The organism is Streptomyces sp. NPDC051740 (assembly GCF_044453165.1).
In the GTDB taxonomy this organism is placed as follows: domain Bacteria; phylum Actinomycetota; class Actinomycetes; order Streptomycetales; family Streptomycetaceae; genus Streptomyces; species Streptomyces atrovirens.
In genome coordinates, this window is the sequence record NZ_JBITCL010000009.1 from 162,792 (window position 1) to 182,099 (window position 19,308).

At 73.9% G+C, this 19,308-nt stretch carries 14 protein-coding genes and 1 pseudogene; 5 read left to right on the forward strand and 10 right to left on the reverse strand.

Going from position 1 to position 19,308, the window contains the following annotated elements; genetic code table 11:
* Nucleotides 1-487: 487 nt before the first annotated feature.
* Complete coding sequence (locus ACIA6T_RS17590) at nt 488-991, forward strand: NUDIX domain-containing protein (protein WP_399447364.1); 504 nt, start codon at nt 488-490, stop codon at nt 989-991.
* A gap of 61 nt (nt 992-1,052) precedes the next feature.
* Nucleotides 1,053-1,778: an SIR2 family NAD-dependent protein deacylase gene (locus ACIA6T_RS17595; protein ID WP_399447365.1), complete on the forward strand. Its 726-nt coding sequence runs from the start codon at nt 1,053-1,055 to the stop codon at nt 1,776-1,778.
* Here the strand turns inward: ACIA6T_RS17595 and ACIA6T_RS17600 are convergent.
* The 3 genes from ACIA6T_RS17600 to ACIA6T_RS17610 are packed head-to-tail and all read right to left on the reverse strand — an operon-like array spanning nt 1,775 to nt 5,770.
* The gene (locus ACIA6T_RS17600) at nt 1,775-2,257 is read right to left on the reverse strand and encodes a methylated-DNA--[protein]-cysteine S-methyltransferase (RefSeq protein WP_399447366.1); all 483 of its coding nucleotides are present in this window, start codon (nt 2,255-2,257) and stop codon (nt 1,775-1,777) included. The genes ACIA6T_RS17595 and ACIA6T_RS17600 overlap by 4 nt on opposite strands.
* 22 nt (nt 2,258-2,279) lie before the next feature.
* The gene (locus tag ACIA6T_RS17605; RefSeq protein ID WP_399447367.1) at nt 2,280-3,794 is read right to left on the reverse strand and encodes an AlkA N-terminal domain-containing protein; all 1,515 of its coding nucleotides are present in this window, start codon (nt 3,792-3,794) and stop codon (nt 2,280-2,282) included.
* A gap of 56 nt (nt 3,795-3,850) precedes the next feature.
* Complete coding sequence (locus ACIA6T_RS17610; protein ID WP_399447368.1) at nt 3,851-5,770, reverse strand: heavy metal translocating P-type ATPase; 1,920 nt, start codon at nt 5,768-5,770, stop codon at nt 3,851-3,853.
* A 67-nt stretch (nt 5,771-5,837) separates the two neighbouring features.
* Here ACIA6T_RS17610 and ACIA6T_RS17615 point away from each other — a divergent pair, with 67 nt between their 5' ends.
* Entirely contained in the window at nt 5,838-6,200 is a 363-nt protein-coding gene (locus tag ACIA6T_RS17615) for an ArsR/SmtB family transcription factor (protein ID WP_385044899.1), read from the forward strand.
* Here the strand turns inward: ACIA6T_RS17615 and ACIA6T_RS17620 are convergent.
* Together ACIA6T_RS17620 and ACIA6T_RS17625 are read right to left on the reverse strand one after the other, a co-directional pair.
* Nucleotides 6,181-7,035, reverse strand: a complete 855-nt coding sequence (locus tag ACIA6T_RS17620; RefSeq protein ID WP_399447369.1) for a DUF72 domain-containing protein — start codon at nt 7,033-7,035, stop codon at nt 6,181-6,183. The genes ACIA6T_RS17615 and ACIA6T_RS17620 overlap by 20 nt on opposite strands.
* A gap of 39 nt (nt 7,036-7,074) precedes the next feature.
* Nucleotides 7,075-8,133, reverse strand: a pseudogene (locus tag ACIA6T_RS17625) (beta-galactosidase domain 4-containing protein); the annotation flags it as partial.
* Between the two features lie 122 nt (nt 8,134-8,255).
* On the opposite strand from ACIA6T_RS17625, the gene ACIA6T_RS17630 reads away from it, so the two are divergent.
* Entirely contained in the window at nt 8,256-8,513 is a 258-nt protein-coding gene (locus tag ACIA6T_RS17630) for a hypothetical protein (RefSeq protein WP_399447370.1), read from the forward strand.
* Between the two features lie 94 nt (nt 8,514-8,607).
* Here ACIA6T_RS17630 and ACIA6T_RS17635 read toward each other — a convergent pair whose 3' ends face one another.
* The 5 genes from ACIA6T_RS17635 to ACIA6T_RS17655 form a co-directional block, all read right to left on the reverse strand.
* Nucleotides 8,608-10,518, reverse strand: coding sequence for a ricin-type beta-trefoil lectin domain protein (locus tag ACIA6T_RS17635; protein WP_399447484.1), 1,911 nt, complete (start codon nt 10,516-10,518; stop codon nt 8,608-8,610).
* A 236-nt stretch (nt 10,519-10,754) separates the two neighbouring features.
* Entirely contained in the window at nt 10,755-11,267 is a 513-nt protein-coding gene (locus ACIA6T_RS17640) for an O-acetyl-ADP-ribose deacetylase (protein ID WP_399447371.1), read from the reverse strand.
* Nucleotides 11,264-12,673 (reverse strand): phytoene desaturase family protein, encoded by a 1,410-nt coding sequence (locus ACIA6T_RS17645; protein WP_399447372.1) that lies wholly within the window; start codon nt 12,671-12,673, stop codon nt 11,264-11,266. The genes ACIA6T_RS17640 and ACIA6T_RS17645 overlap by 4 nt, the downstream gene beginning before the upstream one ends.
* Nucleotides 12,674-12,774: 101 nt before the next feature.
* Nucleotides 12,775-13,620 (reverse strand): inositol monophosphatase family protein, encoded by an 846-nt coding sequence (locus ACIA6T_RS17650; protein ID WP_399447373.1) that lies wholly within the window; start codon nt 13,618-13,620, stop codon nt 12,775-12,777.
* Between the two features lie 100 nt (nt 13,621-13,720).
* Nucleotides 13,721-15,550: a gamma-glutamyltransferase family protein gene (locus ACIA6T_RS17655; RefSeq protein WP_399447374.1), complete on the reverse strand. Its 1,830-nt coding sequence runs from the start codon at nt 15,548-15,550 to the stop codon at nt 13,721-13,723.
* A gap of 473 nt (nt 15,551-16,023) precedes the next feature.
* Between ACIA6T_RS17655 and ACIA6T_RS17660 the strand changes: the two genes are divergently transcribed.
* Nucleotides 16,024-19,308: a GH92 family glycosyl hydrolase gene (locus tag ACIA6T_RS17660; RefSeq protein WP_399447375.1), complete on the forward strand. Its 3,285-nt coding sequence runs from the start codon at nt 16,024-16,026 to the stop codon at nt 19,306-19,308.

The following is a 19,308-nucleotide window of genomic DNA, read 5'->3' on the forward strand; positions in this document are numbered from 1 at the left end:
CGTGGACGTGGGGTTGGCGGTCCTGTTGTCGGGGCTCGAGGTGGCCGCGCTGGTCGCCTTCTGGTTCGTCGAGGGCCTGAAGAAGTGGGCTGTCCAGGGAGGGCCCGTTCGCGGTGCGACGCGCCGGGTGGTCCTGGTACTGAGCTTGGGGCCGGCTTCCCTGGCGGCGATCGGCCACGGCCTCTGCCAGACCGGCCTGCGGGTGGCCTGCGCGTCCCAGGCGGTGCTGGCCGCCCTTCTCGCCTCGCTGCTGCTCCTGGGCGCGGGAAGCGAGTGCGTCGAACGGATCGGCCGGCACCGGTCGCGGCGCCGTCTTCGCCGGGAACGCCGTCGTCTGCGCGAGTCCCTGCGCGGAGGCGGTCGAGATGTGCCCCGGCGTACGCGCCTTCGGTGCCGGTCACGGGACCGGCGTGTGCCGCCGTGCGCCCCCGGGGGGCCCGGCTCCGTGCCCGCGGCGGTGCCCGGCGCCGCGGTTACCCTTCCGGGCATGACCACCACTCAGCCCGTCCAGGACTACGCCGCCTACATCGCCTCCCTCCCCCGTGTCCTCGCCGGTGCCGCCGCCCTCCTCCGGGACGAGGAGGGGCGGGTGCTGCTCGTCGAGCCGAACTACCGGGAGGGGTGGGCGCTGCCCGGCGGGACGATCGAGTCGGACGACGGGGAGAGCCCGCGCGAGGCGGCGCGGCGGGAGACGGCCGAGGAGATCGGGCTGGACCGGGAGCTGGGACGGCTGCTGGCGGTGGACTGGGTGCGGGGGCCGGGGCGGCCGCCGGTGGTGGCGTACCTGTACGACGGCGGTGTGCTCGGCGCGGACGACCTCGCGGCGATCCGGCTGCAGGATTCGGAGCTGCTGTCCTGGCGGCTGGTGCCGCGCGGGGAACTGGCCGAGTACCTCCACGGTTCCCTGGGGCGCCGGGTGTCGGCCGCGCTGGACGTCCTCGCCGACGGTTCGGGCACCGCGGAGCTGGAGGACGGGTACCGGGTGCGCTGAGCCCGCGCCCGGCGTTTTATCCGCTCGCCGGACCGGCGTCCCGCGGCCTACCCTCGGCCGCATGAGCAAGCCCCTCGTCGCCCTTCTCAGTGGTGCCGGTGTCAGTACGGACTCCGGTATCCCGGACTACCGCGGACCGAACGGACTGTGGCGCCGCGATCCCGAGGCCGAGAAGCTGGTGACGTACGAGTACTACATGGGCGACCCGGAGATCCGCCGCCGTTCCTGGCTGATGCGGCGGGAGAACTTCGCGCTCGCCGTCGAGCCGAACGCCGCGCACCGCGCCGTGGTCGGGCTGGAGCGCTCCGGGGTGCCGGTGCGGGTGATCACCCAGAACGTGGACGGGCTGCACCAGCTCGCCGGCATGCCGGACCGCAAGGTGCTCGAACTCCACGGCACCGTACGGAGCGTGGTGTGCACCAGGTGCCATGCGCGGGGTTCGATGGAGGACGCCCTGGCACGGGTCGAGGCCGGTGAGGACGATCCGCCGTGTCTGGAGTGCGCCGGCGTCCTCAAGCCGGCGACGGTGATGTTCGGTGAGCATCTCGATCCCGTGGTGCTGGGTGAGGCGGCGGCGATCAGCAAGGCGTGCACCGTCTTCGTCGCCGTGGGCACCAGTCTCCAGGTCCACCCCGCCGCCGGGCTCGCGGAGGTGGCCGCCGGCCACGGGGCCCGCCTGATCATCGTCAACGCGGAGCCGACCCCGTACGACGATCTCGCCGACGAGGTGATCCGCGAGCCGATCGGCACCTCGCTGCCCGGACTGCTGCACCGGATCGCCGCCTAGAACAGGGCGGTTCCGCGTTCGAAGTCCAGCAGGCGCTGCTTCCGCTCCAGGCCGCCGCCGTATCCGGTGAGGCCGCCGCCCGCGCCGATGACGCGGTGGCAGGGGACGATGATGCCGACCGGGTTGCGGCCGTTGGCGAGGCCGACCGCGCGGGATGCCTTCGAGTTGCCGAGGGTGTCGGCGAGTTGGCCGTAGGTGCGGGTCTCGCCGTACGGGATGCGGGTCAGCCGGTCCCAGACGCGGCGCTGGAACGGGGTGCCGTGCAGGCGCAGTTCCAGGGTGAACTCCTTCAACTCTCCCGTGAAGTAGGCCGAGAGCTGCTCCCGCGCCTCGGCGAAGGGGGTGTCGTCGGGAATGCCGAAGGTCTCCTCGGGTGGGCGGTGGCGCTGGCCGGTCATGTAGAGGCCGCACAGGACGCCGTCGTCGGCGACGAGCGTCAGCGGGCCGTAGGGGCTGTCGGTCACGGTGTGCTGCTTCATCGGCTGGGAGTCCCTGTTTTCTCTACACCGGCAGGAAGTTGATGGGGTGGCTGTCCGTCGCCCACAGGTACTGGACCGCGTACGCCCGCCAGGGCCGCCAGGCCGCCGCGCGGGCGGTGAGGGCGGCCGGGGTGGAGGGCAGGCCCAGTTCGCGGGCGGCGCGGCGGATGCCGAGGTCGGTGGGGAGGAAGGCGTCGGGGTCGCCGAGCGCCCGCATGGCGATGACGTCGGCCGTCCAGGGGCCGAAGCCGGGGAGGGCGAGGAGTTTGGCGCGGGTTTCGGGCCAGTCGCTCTCGGCGCCCAGGTGGAGGTCGCCGTCGGCGAGCCGGCGTACGAGGGTGGTGAACGTGGTGCGGCGGGTGCGGGGCATGGCGAGGGTCTCGGGGTCGAGTTCGGCCAGTGCCTCGGGGGACGGGAAGAGGTGGGTGAGGCCGCCCTCGGGGTCGTCCACGGGGGTGCCGTGCGCGGTGACCAGACGGGCCGCGTGGGTGCGGGCGGCGGCCGTGGAGACCTGCTGGCCGAGGACGGCCCGGACGGCGAACTCGGCCGCGTCGACCGTGCGCGGCACACGGCGGCCGGGTGCCTTGTCGACGAGGGGCGCGAGGACCGGGTCCGCGCGCAGCTGCCCGTCGACGGCGACCGGGTCGGCGTCCAGGTCGAGCAGGCGGCGGCAGCGGCTGATGGCGACGGTGAGGTCGCGGGGGTCGGTGAGGGTGAGGCGGCAGGCGATGTGGTCGGGGCGCGGGGTGAGCGCCACGACGCCGTGTCCGTACGGCAGGCGCAGCGTGCGCCGGTAGGCGCCGATGGGGGTACCTCCCACGCCCTCAAGGCTGTGGGGGAGCCACTCCTCCACGCCGGGTACGGCGGTGGCGGCGAGGTGGCCGAAGAGGTTGTCGGGGTTGAGCGGGGCCCGGAACGGCAGGCGCAACGACAGCACTCCGGGGGTGGCGCGGGAGGTGTCCTTCGGTGCCCGGGTGCGCAGTTCGCCCGGGGCGAGTGCGTAGACCTCGCGGACGGTGTCGTTGAAGGTGCGGACGGAGGAGAAGCCGGCCGCGAAGGCGATCTCCGCCATCGGCAGTGCCGTGGTCTCGATGAGCAGCCGTGCGGTCTGGGCGCGCTGGGCGCGGGCGAGCGCGAGGGGGCCCGCGCCCAGTTCGGCGAGGAGCTGGCGTTCGACCTGCCGGGTGCTGTAGCCGAGCCGGGCGGCGAGACCGGGGACGCCTTCGCGGTCCACGACGCCGTCGGCGATCAGGCGCATGGCGCGGGCCACCGCGTCGGCCCGCTGGTTCCACTCCGGTGAGCCGGGGCTGGTGTCGGGCCGGCAGCGTTTGCAGGCCCGGAACCCGGCCTGCTGGCAGGCCGCCGCGCTCGGGTGGAAGACCATGTTCTCCGCCTTGGGCGGGACCACCGGGCAGCTGGGCCGGCAGTAGATGCCGGTGGTGAGGACGGCGGTGAAGAACCAGCCGTCGAACCGCGCGTCCTTCGACCGTACGGCGCGCACGCAGCGCTCGGTGTCGGTGTGCATCCCCTTCTGCATGTCTCAAGGATCGGGCACGTCCGGCGCCCCGGTCTGGCGGGAATCCGACATCGACGTCATGTGTCCTGGGGCTGCCCGGATCGCCATGCCGACTCGCGGAGCAGCCGCAGCCCGTTCAGGCCGACCAGCACGGTGGAGCCCTCGTGGCCGGCGACGCCGAGCGGGAGCGGGAGGTGGCCGATGAGGTCCCACAGGACGAGGCCGGTGATGGCCGTGCCCGCGATGACGAGGTTCTGCGCCACCAGCCGGCGGGCGGTGCGGGAGAGCCGTACGACCGCGGGTACGGCGGCGAGTTCGTCGCGTACGACGACCGCGTCCGCCGTCTCCAGGGCGAGGTCGGAGCCCGCGCGGCCCATGGCGATGCCGGCGTGGGCGGCGGCGAGGGCGGGGGCGTCGTTGACGCCGTCGCCGACGAACAGCACCTTGCGGCCGGCCCTCTGGAGGTCCCGTACGGCGTTGACCTTGTCCTCGGGGAGGAGGCCGGCGCGGATGTCCGTGAGGCCGGTCGCGCCGGCGACACGGGCGGCGGCGTGGGGGTTGTCGCCGGTGAGGAGGGTGGGGGCGGCGCCGGTGAGGGCCGTGAGGGCGGAGGTGGCGGCCGGGGCGTCGGGGCGGAGGCGGTCGGTGAGGACGAGGGTGCCGACGGGGGTGCCGTCGCGGGTGACGCGGACGACGGTCCCGCCGTGGGCCGCCTCCGCCGGGTCGGCGCGTCCGACGGTCACCACGGTCCCGTCCACGGTGGCGGTGACGCCGTGGCCGGGTGCGGCGGTGAAGTCCGTGGCGGGGGCGAGGGGCAGGCCGCGGGTGTGGGCGGCGGTGACCACGGCGCGGGCCAGCGGGTGCTCGCTGGGGTGCTCGGCGGAGGCGGCCAGGGTGAGGAGGGCGTCCTCGTCGAGGCCGGAGCCGGGCAGCGGGCGTACGGCGGTGACCTCGGGGGTGCCTTCGGTGAGGGTGCCGGTCTTGTCGAGGGCGGCGGTGTCGATCTCGCCGAGGCGTTCCATGGCGACCGCCGACTTGACGAGGACGCCGTGGCGGCCGGCGTTGGCGATGGCGGAGAGCAGGGGCGGCATGGTGGCGAGGACGACCGCGCACGGCGAGGCGACGATCATGAAGGTCATCGCCCTCAGCAGGGCGTCGGTGAGGTTCTCGCCGAAGGCGAGCGGGATGCCGAACACCGCGAGGGTGGCGACGACCACGCCGACGGCGTACCGCTGTTCGATCTTCTCGATGAAGAGCTGGGTCGGCGCCTTGGTACGGGAGGCCTCCTCGACCAGGGTCACGATGCGGGCGACGACCGAGTCGGCGGGGTCACGGCCGACCCGGACGCGCAGGGCGCCGGTGCCGTTGAGGGTGCCGGCGAAGACGTCGTCGCCGGGGCTTTTGACGACCGGCAGGGACTCGCCGGTGATGGTGGCCTGGTCGGCCTCGCTGACGCCGTCCAGGACGGTGCCGTCGGCGCCGATGCGCTCCCCGGGGCGGACCAGGACGATGTCACCGACGGCGAGTTCGTCGGTGGGCACGGTCTCCTCGCCGCGCCCGGTCACGCGGGTCGCCGTCGTGGGCGCGAGGTCGAGCAGGCCGCGTACGGAGTCGGCGGTGCGGGCGGTGGCCAGGGCCTCCAGGGCACCGGAGGTGGCGAAGATGACGATGAGCAGGGCGCCGTCGAGGACCTGTCCGATCGCGGCGGCGCCCAGTGCGGCGACGATCATCAGCAGGTCGACGTCGAGGGTCTTGTCACGCAGTGCGCGCAGCCCTTCGAGGGCCGGTTCCCAGCCGCCGCACACATAGGCGACGGCGTACAGGGCCCCGCCGGCCCAGTCCGGCGCACCGCCGAGGTCGGCGGCGAGCCCGGCCAGGAAGGCGACGAGTGCGGCGAGCGCCCACCGGGCTTCCGGGAGGGCGAGGACACGGGTACGGCGGCGCGGCGCCGGGGTACCGACGGACGGCCGGGGCGCGGGGGCGAGAGTCACGGACACCCGGCCACCATACAGGAACACATGAAGACTCGTTCATGCGTTCATATGCGATGAGTAGGATGTCCGCATGGGTCATGGAGCCGCCGTTTCCGCGCAGGACGACGCCGCGCGGGTGCGCCTGGACGCGGACAACGTCGCGAAGGTCGCCACCACGCTCCAGGCCCTGTCCACGCCCTCCCGGCTGCTGATCCTCGCCCGGCTGCGCGAGGGCCCGCTCCCGGCCACGGAGCTGGCGGCGGAGGTGGGCATGGAGCAGTCGGCCTGCTCGCACCAGTTGCGGCTGCTGCGCAATCTGGGCCTGGTGGTCGGTGAGCGCCGGGGGCGTTCCGTGGTGTACGCGCTGCACGACGACCATGTCGCCGGGCTGCTCGACCAGGCCGTCTACCACGTGGAGCACCTGCGGCTGGGGATCAGCGACGCGGCGGGGTGAGCAGCCCCCGCATGGTCTCGGCGGCGCGTACGGCGGCGTCCGCGCAGCAGTTGTTGAACAGCACGTGCAGTTCGTCCGTCCGCTCCGCCGCGCGCCGCAGCCGGGGGACCCAGGCGGCGAGTTCGCTCACGTCGTAGTCGTGGCGGAAGCGGTCCTCCTTGCCGCCCCTCCCCCAGGCCCTGCTGCGGCCGTGGAACCGTACGACGGCGAGGGCGGGGCGGCTCACGGGGGCGACGGGCGGCAGGGAGCCGGCGAGCCCCTGGGCCATGTCCACGCCGACGGCCGTCGCGCCCAGCCCGGACAGCAGCGCGAGGGTGTCCTCGACGCGGTCCGCCTTCCACCACCCCGGATGCCGGAACTCGACGGCGAGCGGCCAGCCGGCCGTGCGCTCCGCGCACTCCTCCAGTGTCCGCTCGGCCCGGGTTCCTGGCGCGAACCGGGGCGGGAACTGGAACAGTACGGCGCCCAGCCGCCCGGCCTCGCGCAGCGGCCCGACCGCCTCCGCGAACCTCCCCCACACCTCGTCCAGCAGGGCACCGTCCACCGGCCGGTCCCGCAGGTCGGCGGGGAGCGCCTGCGGCCGGGTGGGGTGGCCGGTGAGCAGCGAGAACGCCTTGACGTCGAAGCGGAAGCCGTCCGGTGTGCGCTCCACCCACAGCTCACTGTTGCGGCGGCTGGGCAGCGCGTAGTAGCCGGAGTCCACCTCGACGACGGGCAGCCTGGAGGCGTAGTGCCGCAGCCGGCCCTCGGCGTCCCGCCGCCCGCGCGGATACCAGCCGCTCGTCACGAGCATGCGGTCCGTCCACGAGCAGGCCCCGACCAGGATGTCACCCATGGAAGCCCGGGTACCCCGGGCTCCCGCGCGTGTGTCCCCCTACTCGGTCGCCGTGGGCCGGCGTGAGGCCGCCGTCGCCTCGTCCACGTCGGTGAGCGGGCGCAGCCGGTAGGTGTACGTGTGGTCGCGGTCGGCGAAGAGCTTGAACTCGTCGTGGGTGTGCGCGCCCCGGCTGTTGTCGCCGCCGACGCCCATCTGGCGGTGGTTGACCCGCAGCACGACGGCGTCCCGCGGGGTCAGCTGGTAGTCGTGCCGGACGCCGGCCGACAGGTCCTCCGGGGTGAAGTGCGAGGCGTTGACCTCCAGGAGGGGTTCGCCCGACACCAGCAGACCGCGCCCGCCGCCGTCGGTCAGGGCCGCCCAGCGGACGTCGGTCTTGTTGCCGTTCTCCTGCGGGCGGATGCAGGGGGGCCACTGGTCGGCCACGGCCGACGTGTGAAGGCCCACGTCGGTACCGGTGTTGCGGTCCCAGTGGTTCTCCTCGGGGCCGCGTCCGTAGTAGTGCAGGCGGTCCAGGCGGCGCGGCAGGAACAGCAGCGTGCCGGCCTCCGGGATGTACGGCAGGTCCGGCGCGCCCGGACGCAGTGTGTTGTCGACCTTGATCTCGCCGTTGCCGAACACCGTGTAGGTGGTGGTGTACGTCGACTCGGTGGAGGTCGGCAGGGTGCCGCCGACCATGGTCTCGACGGCCCGCTCGCCGAGGGCCCGTACGGTGACGCCGGTGACCTTCCGCCGGGCGCCGGCGTCGCGCCAGGTCTGGTTGCGGGTGTGCCGGCCGTTGCCGTGGTCGTTGTCGGTGGGCGCCCGCCAGAAGTCGGGCACCGGCCCGGAGGTGATCAGGCGGGTGCCCTTCACCTCGTAGGAGGTGAAGGTGCCGCTGCTCCTGTCGACGGTGACCGAGAAGTCCCTGCCGGTGACCCTGATGTCGTCGTCGCGGTTCTCGTGGCGCAGGGCCGGGACGCGCGACAGCGGTACGGGGGTCACGGCCGGGCTCTTGGCGTCGAGCGGGAGCTGCTGCCGGGCCACCTCGAAGCCGGCCTCGGCCCACTTCGTGGACTCCTTGGTGGTGAAGGAGAGTTGGAGGACCGACGCCTTCCCCCTGCGTCACCTTCGACTGGAACCAGCGGCCGGCGGAGAACCACGGGTACCGCGAGCGGGTATCGATCACCGCGGAGCAGAAGGGGAAGGCCGCACCGCGGGCGAAGGCGCTGACCACCGCCTTGGGGAAGCAGGCGGACACCGGCGCCACGGAGGACGGGCTCCGCACGGCGGTCGCCGAGGCCGTCGGAGTACCGCCGGAGGGGGTCGAGATACGGCTGCGGGGCTTCGGGGTCCCCGATCACGGTGTGCTGGTCGGCGGCGGGAGTGCGAACCGGGTGTGCCTCGTCGGCACGGTCGACGCCGCCGACCGCGTCGAAGTGGAGGTCGTCGGCCGCACCGTCGAGGGCACGTGTCTGCCGGGCGAGGGCGGACACTGACATCCGGGGCGATGCCCCCGAGACTGCGGCGACGACCGCCCCGCACACCCGCGCGCCGCACACCGACCGCGACCGTCCGCCCCCGGGGGCGGGGTCAGCCGCGCCGCCAGGTCTGGTTGGCGGTGCCGGTGCAGGGCCACAGCTTGACCGGCGTGCCGTCGGCCTCCTCGCCCCACCACACGTCGGCGCACTTGTTGCCGGCTTTGAGCGACACCAGGTCCTCAGTGCCATTGATCTTGAACTTCTGCCCGCTCGACCCGTCGCACCGCTGCAGCCGGATGGCTGTGCCCTTCTCCACCGACCCTCCGTCCAGCCCCATGCACAGGTCTTCGCCGATGCGCAAGGTCCGGTCGGCGTCGTGGAAGGACCAGATCTGGGCGCCCGCCGAGGCTCCGCAGGACTGGATGACCAGTCCCGCCCCGACTCCCCGGGAGGTCGCGGTGAGGCACTTTCCGGTGCCGGCGCTGACGATCCGGGCGGTGGCGACGGTGAGCGTCGTGTCCGCCTTCTTCTCGGCCCGCCGGGCCGGCTCCTTCGCCGTGTCCTCCTCCTGCTTGCTCCGCGGGGCGGACTGCGGGCTTGCGTCGGCGACGGAGCCGGAACCGGAACCGGAACCGGAGTCGTCCGGGGGCGCCTTGCCGTCGTCCTTCCCCTCCTTCTGCCCGCCCTTCTCGTCGTCGCCCTCCTCGTCCTTCGACGAGTCGGCCGGAGCGTCGTCCTTCGAGGGCTCAGCGGCATAGACGCCCGGCGACTGCTGTGCCTCCTGACCGTCGAGCAGCTCCCGGGAGTCGGCAGCCGCGGTGGCGTGGCCCTCGCGCTGCTCGTCCCGGTCGTCGCCGGCCATGATCAGCAGCGGTACGGCGAGCAGGATCACCCCGGCGATTCCGGCGGCGGCCAGCATGGGGGCCTTCGGCCTCCCCGGCGCTCCGTCGCCGTCGCCGCTCCCCCTCCCGGCCTCGCCGGACCGGCGGGCGCCGCCGAGTGCGGCAGCCAGTCCGGACAAGGAGTCCGCGGCGCCGCCCGGCGACGCGGCGCGGGCCGGTGTGGCAGTGCGGGCCGGTGTGGCGGCGCCGCCCGGCGACGCGGCGCGGGCCGGCGACGCGGTGCGGGCCGGTGACGCGGTGCGGGCCGGTGTGGCGGTGTCCGCCGCCGAGGTCTCCGGCCGTTCCCCGCGGTCCGTGTCCGGTTCCGCGGCCTCTTCCCGTGCCTCCGGCTCGTTCGCGGCCGAGGCCGTTCCGGGCTCGGCAGTGGCAGTGGCAGTGGCTGTGGCTGTGGCTGTGGCTGTGGAGAGGGTTTCCGTCTCGTCCCGGCCGGTCTCGCCGGCCCCTGTGGCGCCTTCGGCGGTGGCGGCCGTGCCACGGCGCGGGGCGGGCCGCAGCACGGCCTGCTCCACGTCGTCGCCCACCGGGGGCAGCACCACCGCGCGGCGGACCGGTGGCCCGTCGTCGGTGCCGGCCGGGCGGGCGGACGCGCCGTCACCCGGCCTGTTCTGGCGTGACATCGCTCGTTCTCCTTCGGTCTCACGGTTGTCTGCCGCACGGCAGCCGGGGCGCGGTGCCGGGTTCACGGCACCACCGGCCTCCACCGGGCGTGGACGGCTGCCGCACGAAGAGCGTCCCGCCGGGGGGGTGACGAGCATGACGCCGTCCGGGGCGATCACCTCCGGCTCCCGGCCGTCGGCGACCCGCCCGGCCGGGCAGGGCCGGTCCGTCCGCTCGTGCCCGGCACCGGAGAGCACCGGCCGCACCCGGTCGGTACCCCGGTCCCGCGGGGTGTCCAGGACGCCGCACAGCCGCGCCCGGCGTGCGGGTGTCCCGCGCCGGCCGGCACGGTGGCCGTGTCCTCCCCCGCCGGCGGCCATGACCGCCACCGCCGCCTCGGCCGGGGCGGCCATGACCGTCACCGCCGCCTCGGCCGGGGAGGGAAAGCCGTCACCGGCCGGGGCAGCACCGCGCGCGGGGTGCCGCTCCCGCGCGTCCACGACGGCGGGACCGGATCGGTTCATGGCCACCGCGGCACTGTAGCGAGGGCGGGTGACCGCAAGACGTCCGCGCCGTCACTCCACCGACTCCCGCGCGTACCCTCCTGGTCACCTTTCCCGTCCCGTGGCGCACCGTCGACCCGGCCGGCCGTCGCCGGTGCCGTGGCCGAGGGCGGCGGTGGTCCCGGCGCCCGTCGGGCGGTACCCGGGATCCCGCCGTCGACGGTGCTCGGCCGGCTGCGCGGTTCCCGTGGTTCCCGTCAGCCGACTTGCCGGGAGAACGCCTCGTACGCCCGGTCGTCGAAGAGGACGAACCTCACCTCCTCGACGGCGGTCGGCGTGTTCCGGACCGTCTCCACCGCGATGCGGGCCGCGTCGTCCATCGGCCACCGGTACACGCCGGTGGAGATCGCCGGGAACGCGACCGTCCGGGCACCCAACTCGTCGGCCACGCGAAGCGACTCCCGGTAGCAGGAGGCGAGCGGCGCGGGATCGCTGTCCGAACCCTGGTGCACCGGGCCGACGGTGTGGATCACCCAGCGGGCGTCGAGGCGGCCGGCGGTGGTGGCGACCGCCTGGCCGGTCGGCAGGCCCCTGCCGTACCGGGAGGCGCGCAGGGTGCGGCATTCGGCCAGGATCTCCGGGCCGCCCCGGCGGTGGATCGCACCGTCCACGCCTCCCCCGCCGAGCAGGGACGAGTTCGCCGCGTTGACGATCGCGTCGGCGCTCTGACGGGTGATGTCACCCTGGACGAGCGTGATCGTGGGGGTCATGTCCGGCGCAGCCTCCTCCACACGGCCTTCGCCGCGTTGTGTCCCGACATGCCGTGCACACCGGGGCCGGGTGGGGTGGCCGACGAGCAGATGAAGACGGCCGGGTGCGGGGTCGTGTATGGGGACAGGGAGAGTTTGGGGCGCAGCAGGAGCTGGAGCCCGGAGACCGCGCCGGAGGCGATGTCCCCGCCGACGTAGTTGGCGTTGCGGGCGGCGAGTTCGGGCGGTCCCGCGGTGGCGCGGGCCAGGACGCGGTCGCGGAATCCGGGGGCGTAGCGCTCCAGTTGGCGTTCCATGGCGTCGGTGAGGTCGCCGGTCCAGCCGTTGGGCACGTGTCCGTACGCCCAGAAGACGTGTTTGCCGGCCGGGGCGCGGGTGGGGTCGGCGACTCCGGGCTGCACGGTGATGAGGAAGGGCGCGTCGGGGGCGCGGCCCTCGCGGGAGGCGGCGCGCAGGGCGGCGCCGATCTCGTCGCTGTCCGCGCCGATCTGCACGGTGCCGGCGGTGCGGGCCTCCGGCGCGGTCCAGGGCACGGGGCCGTCCAGCGCGTAGTCGATCTTGAAGACGCCGGGGCCGTAACGGTAGTTCGCGTAGTGGTCGCCGAAGCCGGCGATGCGGGCCAGGGCGGTGGGCGAGGTGTCGAAGACGTACGCCCGGGCCGGCGGCAGGTCGTCGAGGCGCTTGACCTCGTAGTCGGTGTGGACGCTGCCTCCGAGGTCCTTCAGATACGCGGCGAGGGCGTCGGAGATGGCCTGGGAGCCGCCGCGGGCGACGGGCCAGCCGCGGGCGTGCGCGGCGAGGGCGAAGACCAGGCCGACGGCGCCGGTGGCGAAGCCGCCGAGCGGGGCCATGACATGGGCGACGAGGCCGGCGAACAGGGTGCGGGCCCGCTCGTCGCGGAAGCGGCGCGTGAGCCACGTCGACGGGGGCAGGCCGAGCAGGCCGAAGCGGGCGAGGGTGACCGGGTCGCGGGGCAGCGCGGTCATCGGCAGGGACATGAAGTCGCGGGCCAGGGTGTCCCACTTGGGCAGGAAGGGCTCGACGAGCCGGCGGTACGCGCCGGCGTCGCGCGGTCCGAAGGAGGCGGCCGTCTCCCCGACCGACCGGGACAGCACGGCCGCCGTGCCGTCGGGGAAGGGGTGCGCCATGGGGAGTTCCGGGTGCAGCCACCGAAGCCCGTAGCGCTCCAGTGGGAGGGCGCGGAACGCGGGTGAGTTGACGGCGAGGGGGTGGGCGGCGGAGCAGGGGTCGTGGTGGAAGCCGGGGAGGGTGAGTTCCTCGGTGCGGGCGCCGCCGCCGACGGTGTCCTTCGCCTCGAACAGGGCCACCGAGAAGCCGCGCCGGGCCAGCTCCACGGCAGCGGTCAGCCCGTTCGGCCCCGCTCCCACCACGACCGCATCGAGCATCGACGGCACCTTCGGACTCCTTTGTCAGCCGACGGCCACTGGGGGATCAGGATATGCCTGGGCGCCGGCGTTCTCCCGGGGCCTTGGGCGGGGGTGTGCCATCAGGCTCCGTCCGTCAGCAGTTCCACCACCCGGCGGGCGGTGGCCGCGTCGCGGGCCGCGGCGAAGGGCAGGGTGTTGCCGCCCCTGATGCCGAAGGGCTCGCCCGCGCGGGTGAGGTGGGCGCCGCCCGCCTCCTCCACGAGGAGCAGACCGGCCGCGTGATCCCACGCGGCTTCCCAGCTGAACGCGGTGGCGTCGGACTCGCCGCGGGCGACGGCCAGGTACTCCAGTCCGGCGGAGCCGCAGGGGCGGGGTGCCACGCCGTCCGTCCACAGGCCGAGCAGGGCGCGCTTCTGCTCGTCCGTGGTGTAGTCCGGGTGGGAGGTGGCCACCCGGAGGTCGCGGCCGGGTTCCGGGGAGCCCGCGCGCAGCCGCTCGCCGTCGAGGTGCGCGCCCCGTCCCCGTACGGCCGTGGCGAATTGGTCGCGGGCGGGGGCGTAGGTCCAGGAGGCGTGCACGACTCCGCCCCGCGCGAGGGCGACCAGGGTGCAGAAGCCGCTTTCGCCGCGCACGAACTGGCGGGTCCCGTCGACGGGGTCGACGATCCACACCGGCGCCTCGGCCTGTATCGCCTCGTACGACGCCGGGTTGGCGTGCACCGCCTCCTCGCCGACCACGACCGAGCCGGGCAGCAGGGCGGCGAGCGCGTCCGTGAGATACAGCTCGGCGTTGCGGTCGGCGTCCGTCACCAGGTCGTGCGGGCCGGCCTTGAGGTCCACGTCGTGCTCGCCGAGCCGCCGCCAGCGCGGCACGATCTCCTGCGCCGCGGCCGTGCGGACCAGTTCCTCCACGTCGGAGGTGTGCCGGGCGAGAAACTCGTCGATGGTTTCGTTGGTCTCGATCATGCCTCCATGAGAGCACGCGCCACTGACAATCCCCGCCCGCCCGGTGCACAGCGGGTGGAATCGGGATGAAAACGGGGTGCCCGCCCACGGCGTCATGGGCTCAGCGGCCCACCGCGTAGCCCTGCATGCCGCGCGGGTTGGCCGCCGCGGAGAGGACGCCGGTGGCCGGGTCCCGGGCGACCGCGCAGAGCCGGCCCTCCGACCAGGCGTCGCCGACGACCACCTCGTGGCCGCGCCGGCGGAGCTCCTCCACCACCGCCGGGTCCGTGCGGGACTCGACGGTGACGCTGCCGGGGCGCATGCCGCGCGGGTAGAAGGAGCCGGGGAAGCTGTCGTTGTGCCAGTTGGGGGCGTCGACGGCGCCCTGGAGGTCGAGTCCGCCGCGTACCCGCTCGCGCAGGGCGACGGCGAGGAAGAAGTGCAGCTGCCACTGGTCCTGCTGGTCCCCGCCGGGCGTGCCGAACGCCATGACGGGCACCCCGTCGCGCAGGGCCATGGACGGGGTGAGCGTGGTCCGGGGGCGGCGGCCGGGGGTGAGGGTGCCCGGCAGTCCCTCCTCCAGCCAGGTCATCTGCAGCCGGGTGCCGAGCGGGAAGCCGAGTTCGGGGACGACGGGGTTGGACTGGAGCCAGCCGCCGCTGGGGGTGGCCGCGATCATGTTGCCCCAGCGGTCGACGACGTCCAGGTGGCAGGTGTCGCCGCGGGTGCCGCCGTCGGCGGAGACGTCGGGTTCGCCGGGCACGGGGGACGTCGGGCTCTTGGCGACGGTGGGCTCCCCGGCACCCATCGGACCGAATCCGGGGTCCTCGGTGGCCACCACGCGCGCGTGGGCGCTCAGCTTGGGGGTGCGCCCGCCGGGGCTGCCGGGCCGCAGGTCGTGGGAGGCGCGGGGGCCGACCCCGGTCCGCCGCTCGGCGTTGTACTCGGCCGACAGCAGGTCGTCGAGCGGCACCTCGGCCGCGTCCCCGTACCAGGCCTCGCGGTCGGCCATGGCGAGCTTGCAGCCCTCGATCAGCAGGTGCATGTACTCGGCGGAGCCGTAGCGGGGCAGTTCCGGCGGGAGCAGGGCGAGTTGCTGGAGCAGGACCGGGCCCTGGCTCCAGGGGCCGGCCTTGCACACGGTCCAGCCGTCGAAGTCGTACGTCACCGGGGTCTCGTAGGTGGCGGACCAGCCGGCGAGGTCGGCGGCGGTCAGGGTGCCGGTGTGGCGCTCGCCGCTGGTGTCCATGGTGGGGCGCCCGGCCTGCCGGACCAGTGCCTCGGCGATGAACCCGGTCCGCCACACCTCCCGCGCGGCGTCGATCTGCGCCTCCCGGTCCCCGGCCCCGGCGACCTCGGACAGCAGCCGCTTCCAGGTGGCGGCGAGGGCGGGGTTGCGGAAGAGCTCACCGGCGCGCGGGGACCGGCCGCCGGGCAGGTACACCTCGGCCGAGGAGGTCCACTCCGTCTCGAACAGCTCGCGTACGGTCTCCACCGTCCCGCCGACGCGCTCCACGGGCGGGTGCCCGTCCTCGGCGTACCCGACGGCGTACTTCAGGACGTCGGCGAGGGTCTTGGTGCCGTGGTCGCGCAGCAGGAGCAGCCAGGCGTCGAAGGCGCCGGGCACGGCCGCGGCGAGCGGTCCGGTGCCGGGGACGAGGTCCAGGCCGAGCCCCTTGTAGTGGGCGACGGTCGCCCCGGCCGGGGCGACGCCCTGCCCGCACAGCACCCGCACCTCGCCGCCGGCCGGCGCGAGCAGGATCGGCACCTCGCCGGCCGGGCCGTTGAGGTGCGGCTCGACGACGTGCAGGACGAAGGCCCCGGCCACGGCCGCGTCGTAGGCGTTGCCGCCGTCCTCCAGCACGGCCATCGCCGACTGCGAGGCCAGCCAGTGGGTGGAGGACACCATGCCGAAGGTGCCTTGAAGTGTGGGTCGAGTCGTGAACCGCATCTCTCACCTCGGTGTCGGCGTGCGTCGGTCGACCCATCCAACACCAAGCGCCCCGTGGGGAGAATCCGGGGAGGACGAGCGCGGGACCGTCTCCTCCGCGGAGCCGGCGCGGTGCCCCGCACCCACGGAACCGGCAACTCCGGTGGAGGATTTCGGACCTCACGCGGGCCGGGGACCCGAGTTCTCGTCCGCTCACGTCAGGGACCGGTCGGCGCCAAAGGTGTTGACAACGATGTCAAGCGCGTGATCTAGTCCGCTTCCGTCCAGCCGGATGCCGCTGATCGCACTGCGGGGGGAGGCTCACACCGATGACCTGCGCACGAACCGATCGGCCCATGTCGGGGTGCGTGCTCCCCGCCCCTGCCCGAGCACCGCACGTGTGACCGGTCGAAGGCGCCCGCTCCGTCCGTCGCTCGGAGTTCACCCCTCATGTCGCGCAGCACATGACGGGTGAGGAACAGGAGACCGCTTCCATGCACAGACCCCTCCGCCGGTTGCGTCACCGCGCATCGACGGTCCTCGCCGCACTGCTCGTCGCCGGCGGCGCCCTGGGACCGGTGCCGGCCGTCGCCCAGGCCCCCGCGGCCGACCCTCAACTCACCTCCCTGGTCAACCCGTTCATCGGCACACAGAACTTCGGCAACACCTTTCCCGGCGCGAGTGCCCCCTTCGGCATGGTCCAGGTCAGTCCGGACACCGGCGGCCAGGGAGGCTACGACCACCAGCAGGACAGGATCCACGGGTTCAGCCAGACCCACCTCTCCGGCGTCGGCTGTTCCGTCATGGGCGAGCTGCCGCTCATGCCGACCACCGGAGCGGTCGACGACGTCGACCCCGAGGCCTACCGCTCGGCCTACTCGCACGACGACGAGGACGCCGAACCCGGCTACTACCGCGTCGGGTTGAAGACGTACGACATCGACGCCGAACTGACCGCCACACCCCGCACGGGATGGCAGCGCTACACCTTCCCCTCGACCGACCGCGCCAACGTCCTGTTCAACACGGGCAAGGCCAACCAGCGGGTGTACAGCTCGGAGGTGCATGTCGTCGGCGACCGGACGGTCGAGGGCCGGGTCGAGGCGGGCAACTTCTGCGCGGGCAAGGACCGGCACACCGTCTACTTCACGGCGGCCTTCGACCGGCCGTTCGTCTCGCACGGCACCTGGCGGGGCACCACCCCCGCCCCCGGTGAGCGGGACGCGGCCGGCGAGGGCGGCAACGGCGCCTGGGTGACCTTCGACGCCGGCGCCGACCGTGACGTCGTCGTCAAGGTGGGGCTCTCCTACACGGGCCTCGACGGTGCCCGGAAGAACCTGGAGGCGGAGACGGACGACTCGTACGACTTCGACGCCACCCGCGCGGCACTGCACGCCACCTGGGAGCGGCAGCTCGCCGCCGTCAGGATCGGCGGTGGGCCGGCCGAACGGCGACGCGCTTTCTACACGGCCCTCTACCACGCGCAACTGCACCCGAACCTGGCCGGAGACGTCGACGGCCGGTACGCGGGCTTCGACGGCAGGACCCACACCGCGTCCGGGTTCACGCCCTACCAGAACCTGTCGCTGTGGGACACCCACCGGCCGCAGAACCAACTGCTCCAGATGCTGCAGCCGGAGGTCGCCCGCGATGTCGCCCTGTCGGTCGTCGCGATCGGACGGGACGGCGGCTGGCTGCCGCGCTGGTCGCTCGCCAACAGCGAGACCAACATCATGACCGGTGACCCGGTGACCCCCTTCCTCGTCGAGGCGTGGTCCAAGGGCCTGCTCGCGGGCCACGAGAAGGAGGCGTACGCGCTCCTGCGGAAGAACGCCCTCGGTACGCCGCCGGACGACTCCCCCTACAACGGCCGTGCGGGAAGCGTCACTTACCAGGAGCGTGGCTACATCCCCAGCGGGCTGGAACCGGGGAAGGACTGTCCGGACAAGGGCGGCGACAACGACTGCCGTCATCCCGCCTCGGCGACCCTGGAGTACGCGGCGGCGGACGCGTCGCTGGCGCTGATGGCCAAGGGGCTGGGGCACACCGCGGACGCCCGCGTGTTCGCGGCACGCGGTCAGTGGTACCGGAACCTGTGGGACTCCTCGATCAAGCAGTTCCGGCCGCGTACGACCGACGGCACCTGGCTGACGCCGTACGACCCCGTGGAGGCGGGCCACCAGTTCCACGAGGGCGGCGCCCACCAGTACCAGTGGCTGGTGCCCCAGGACCCGGCCGGGCTGGTGTCCCTGATGGGCGGCAGGCGGGAGGCCGAGAAGCGGCTCGACGCCTTCTTCGCGTACGACAAGCTCCTCGCGGACCCCGCCGGGACCGCCCGCGAGGACTGGATCTCGGCACCGTACGACTACTACGGGAAGCCGACCTACAACCCGAACAACGAGCCCGATCTGCACTCCCCGTACATGTACTTGTGGGCCGGGGCGCCCGCCAAGACCGCCACCGTGGTGCGCGCCGCGATGACGCTCTTCACGGACGGGCCCGACGGCATGACCGGCAATGACGACCTGGGCACCATGTCGGCCTGGTACGTCTTCTCGTCCCTGGGGCTGTACCCGACGACGAACGGCGGTGACTTCCTCGCCGTCTCCAGCCCGCAGTTCCCGTCGGCGGTCATTCGCATCGGCGCCTACGGGAACCGGCAGGGCGGCACTCTGACCGTCGAGGCGCCGGGCACGAGCGACACCGAACGCTACGTGGAGCGGGCGGAGTTCGACGGGAAGAACCTGCGCAGGACCTGGCTGGACTGGGACGCGGTCGCCAAGGGCGGAACCCTCGCCTTCGAGATGAGCGGCGAGCCGTCGGCGTGGGGCACGGGCAAGACCGCGGAGCCGCCGTCCGTGAACCGCGCGGCGGCCGATTCCCGCCGGCACCTCGACGCGTCGCTCCGCACCGGCTCCGACGTCCTGCCGACGGCCGGCAGCGCGCAGAGCGTCCGTCTGGACCTGGACGTGCTGGGCCAGTCCCCCGGCACGCTGCGGGTCGGCGTGGACGCGCAGGCCCCCGGCGGCTGGACCGTGAAGACCTCCGAGCCCTTCTCGCTCACGTCCCATCGGCTCCCGGTCCAGCGGACCGCGGCGGTGGACGTGACCGTGCCGGCCGGAACCGCACCGGGTACGTACACCGTGCGGATCACGGCGGACGCGAAGGGCGTGGGGAGCGTGGAACGGACCGCGACCATCGAGGTGCGCGCCGCGGCCCGCTGCGCGGCGGACACCGACGAGCAGTGTGCCGTGGACCTCGGCAAGGAGCTGAACCACGACGGAACCGCGACCGTCGCGGCGTCCGGCGAGGGCGACTTCGACGGAGGGGGATGGAGCTACGACGGTGATCTGCTGCCCGCGGCAGGTCCGGTCGTCCGGGACGGCGTGACCTACGACGCTCCCGATCCGTCCGGGACGGCCGCGAACTTCGTCGAGGCCCGCGGTCAGGCCATGCTGCTCCCGGCCGGCTCGTACGGCGCGCTGCGCCTGGTCGCCGCGGCCCACCACGGCCCGGTGACGACCACGCTCACCGTCCGCTACACCGACGGAACCACCGCCGGACTGCCGGTCACCGTGGGCGACTGGGCGGGAGCGGCACCGCAGGGCGGCTCCGTCGCCCTGGAGATGCCGCACCGGATCAAGCGCGGGCAGGGCGTGGACGGCCCGCCGGTGCGACTGTTCGGTTCCTCCGCGGAACTCGACGCGTCGAAGACGGTGCGTTCCGTCGGCCTGCCGGACGATCCCCGGGTGCAGATCTACGCGATGACCCTCGGGTAG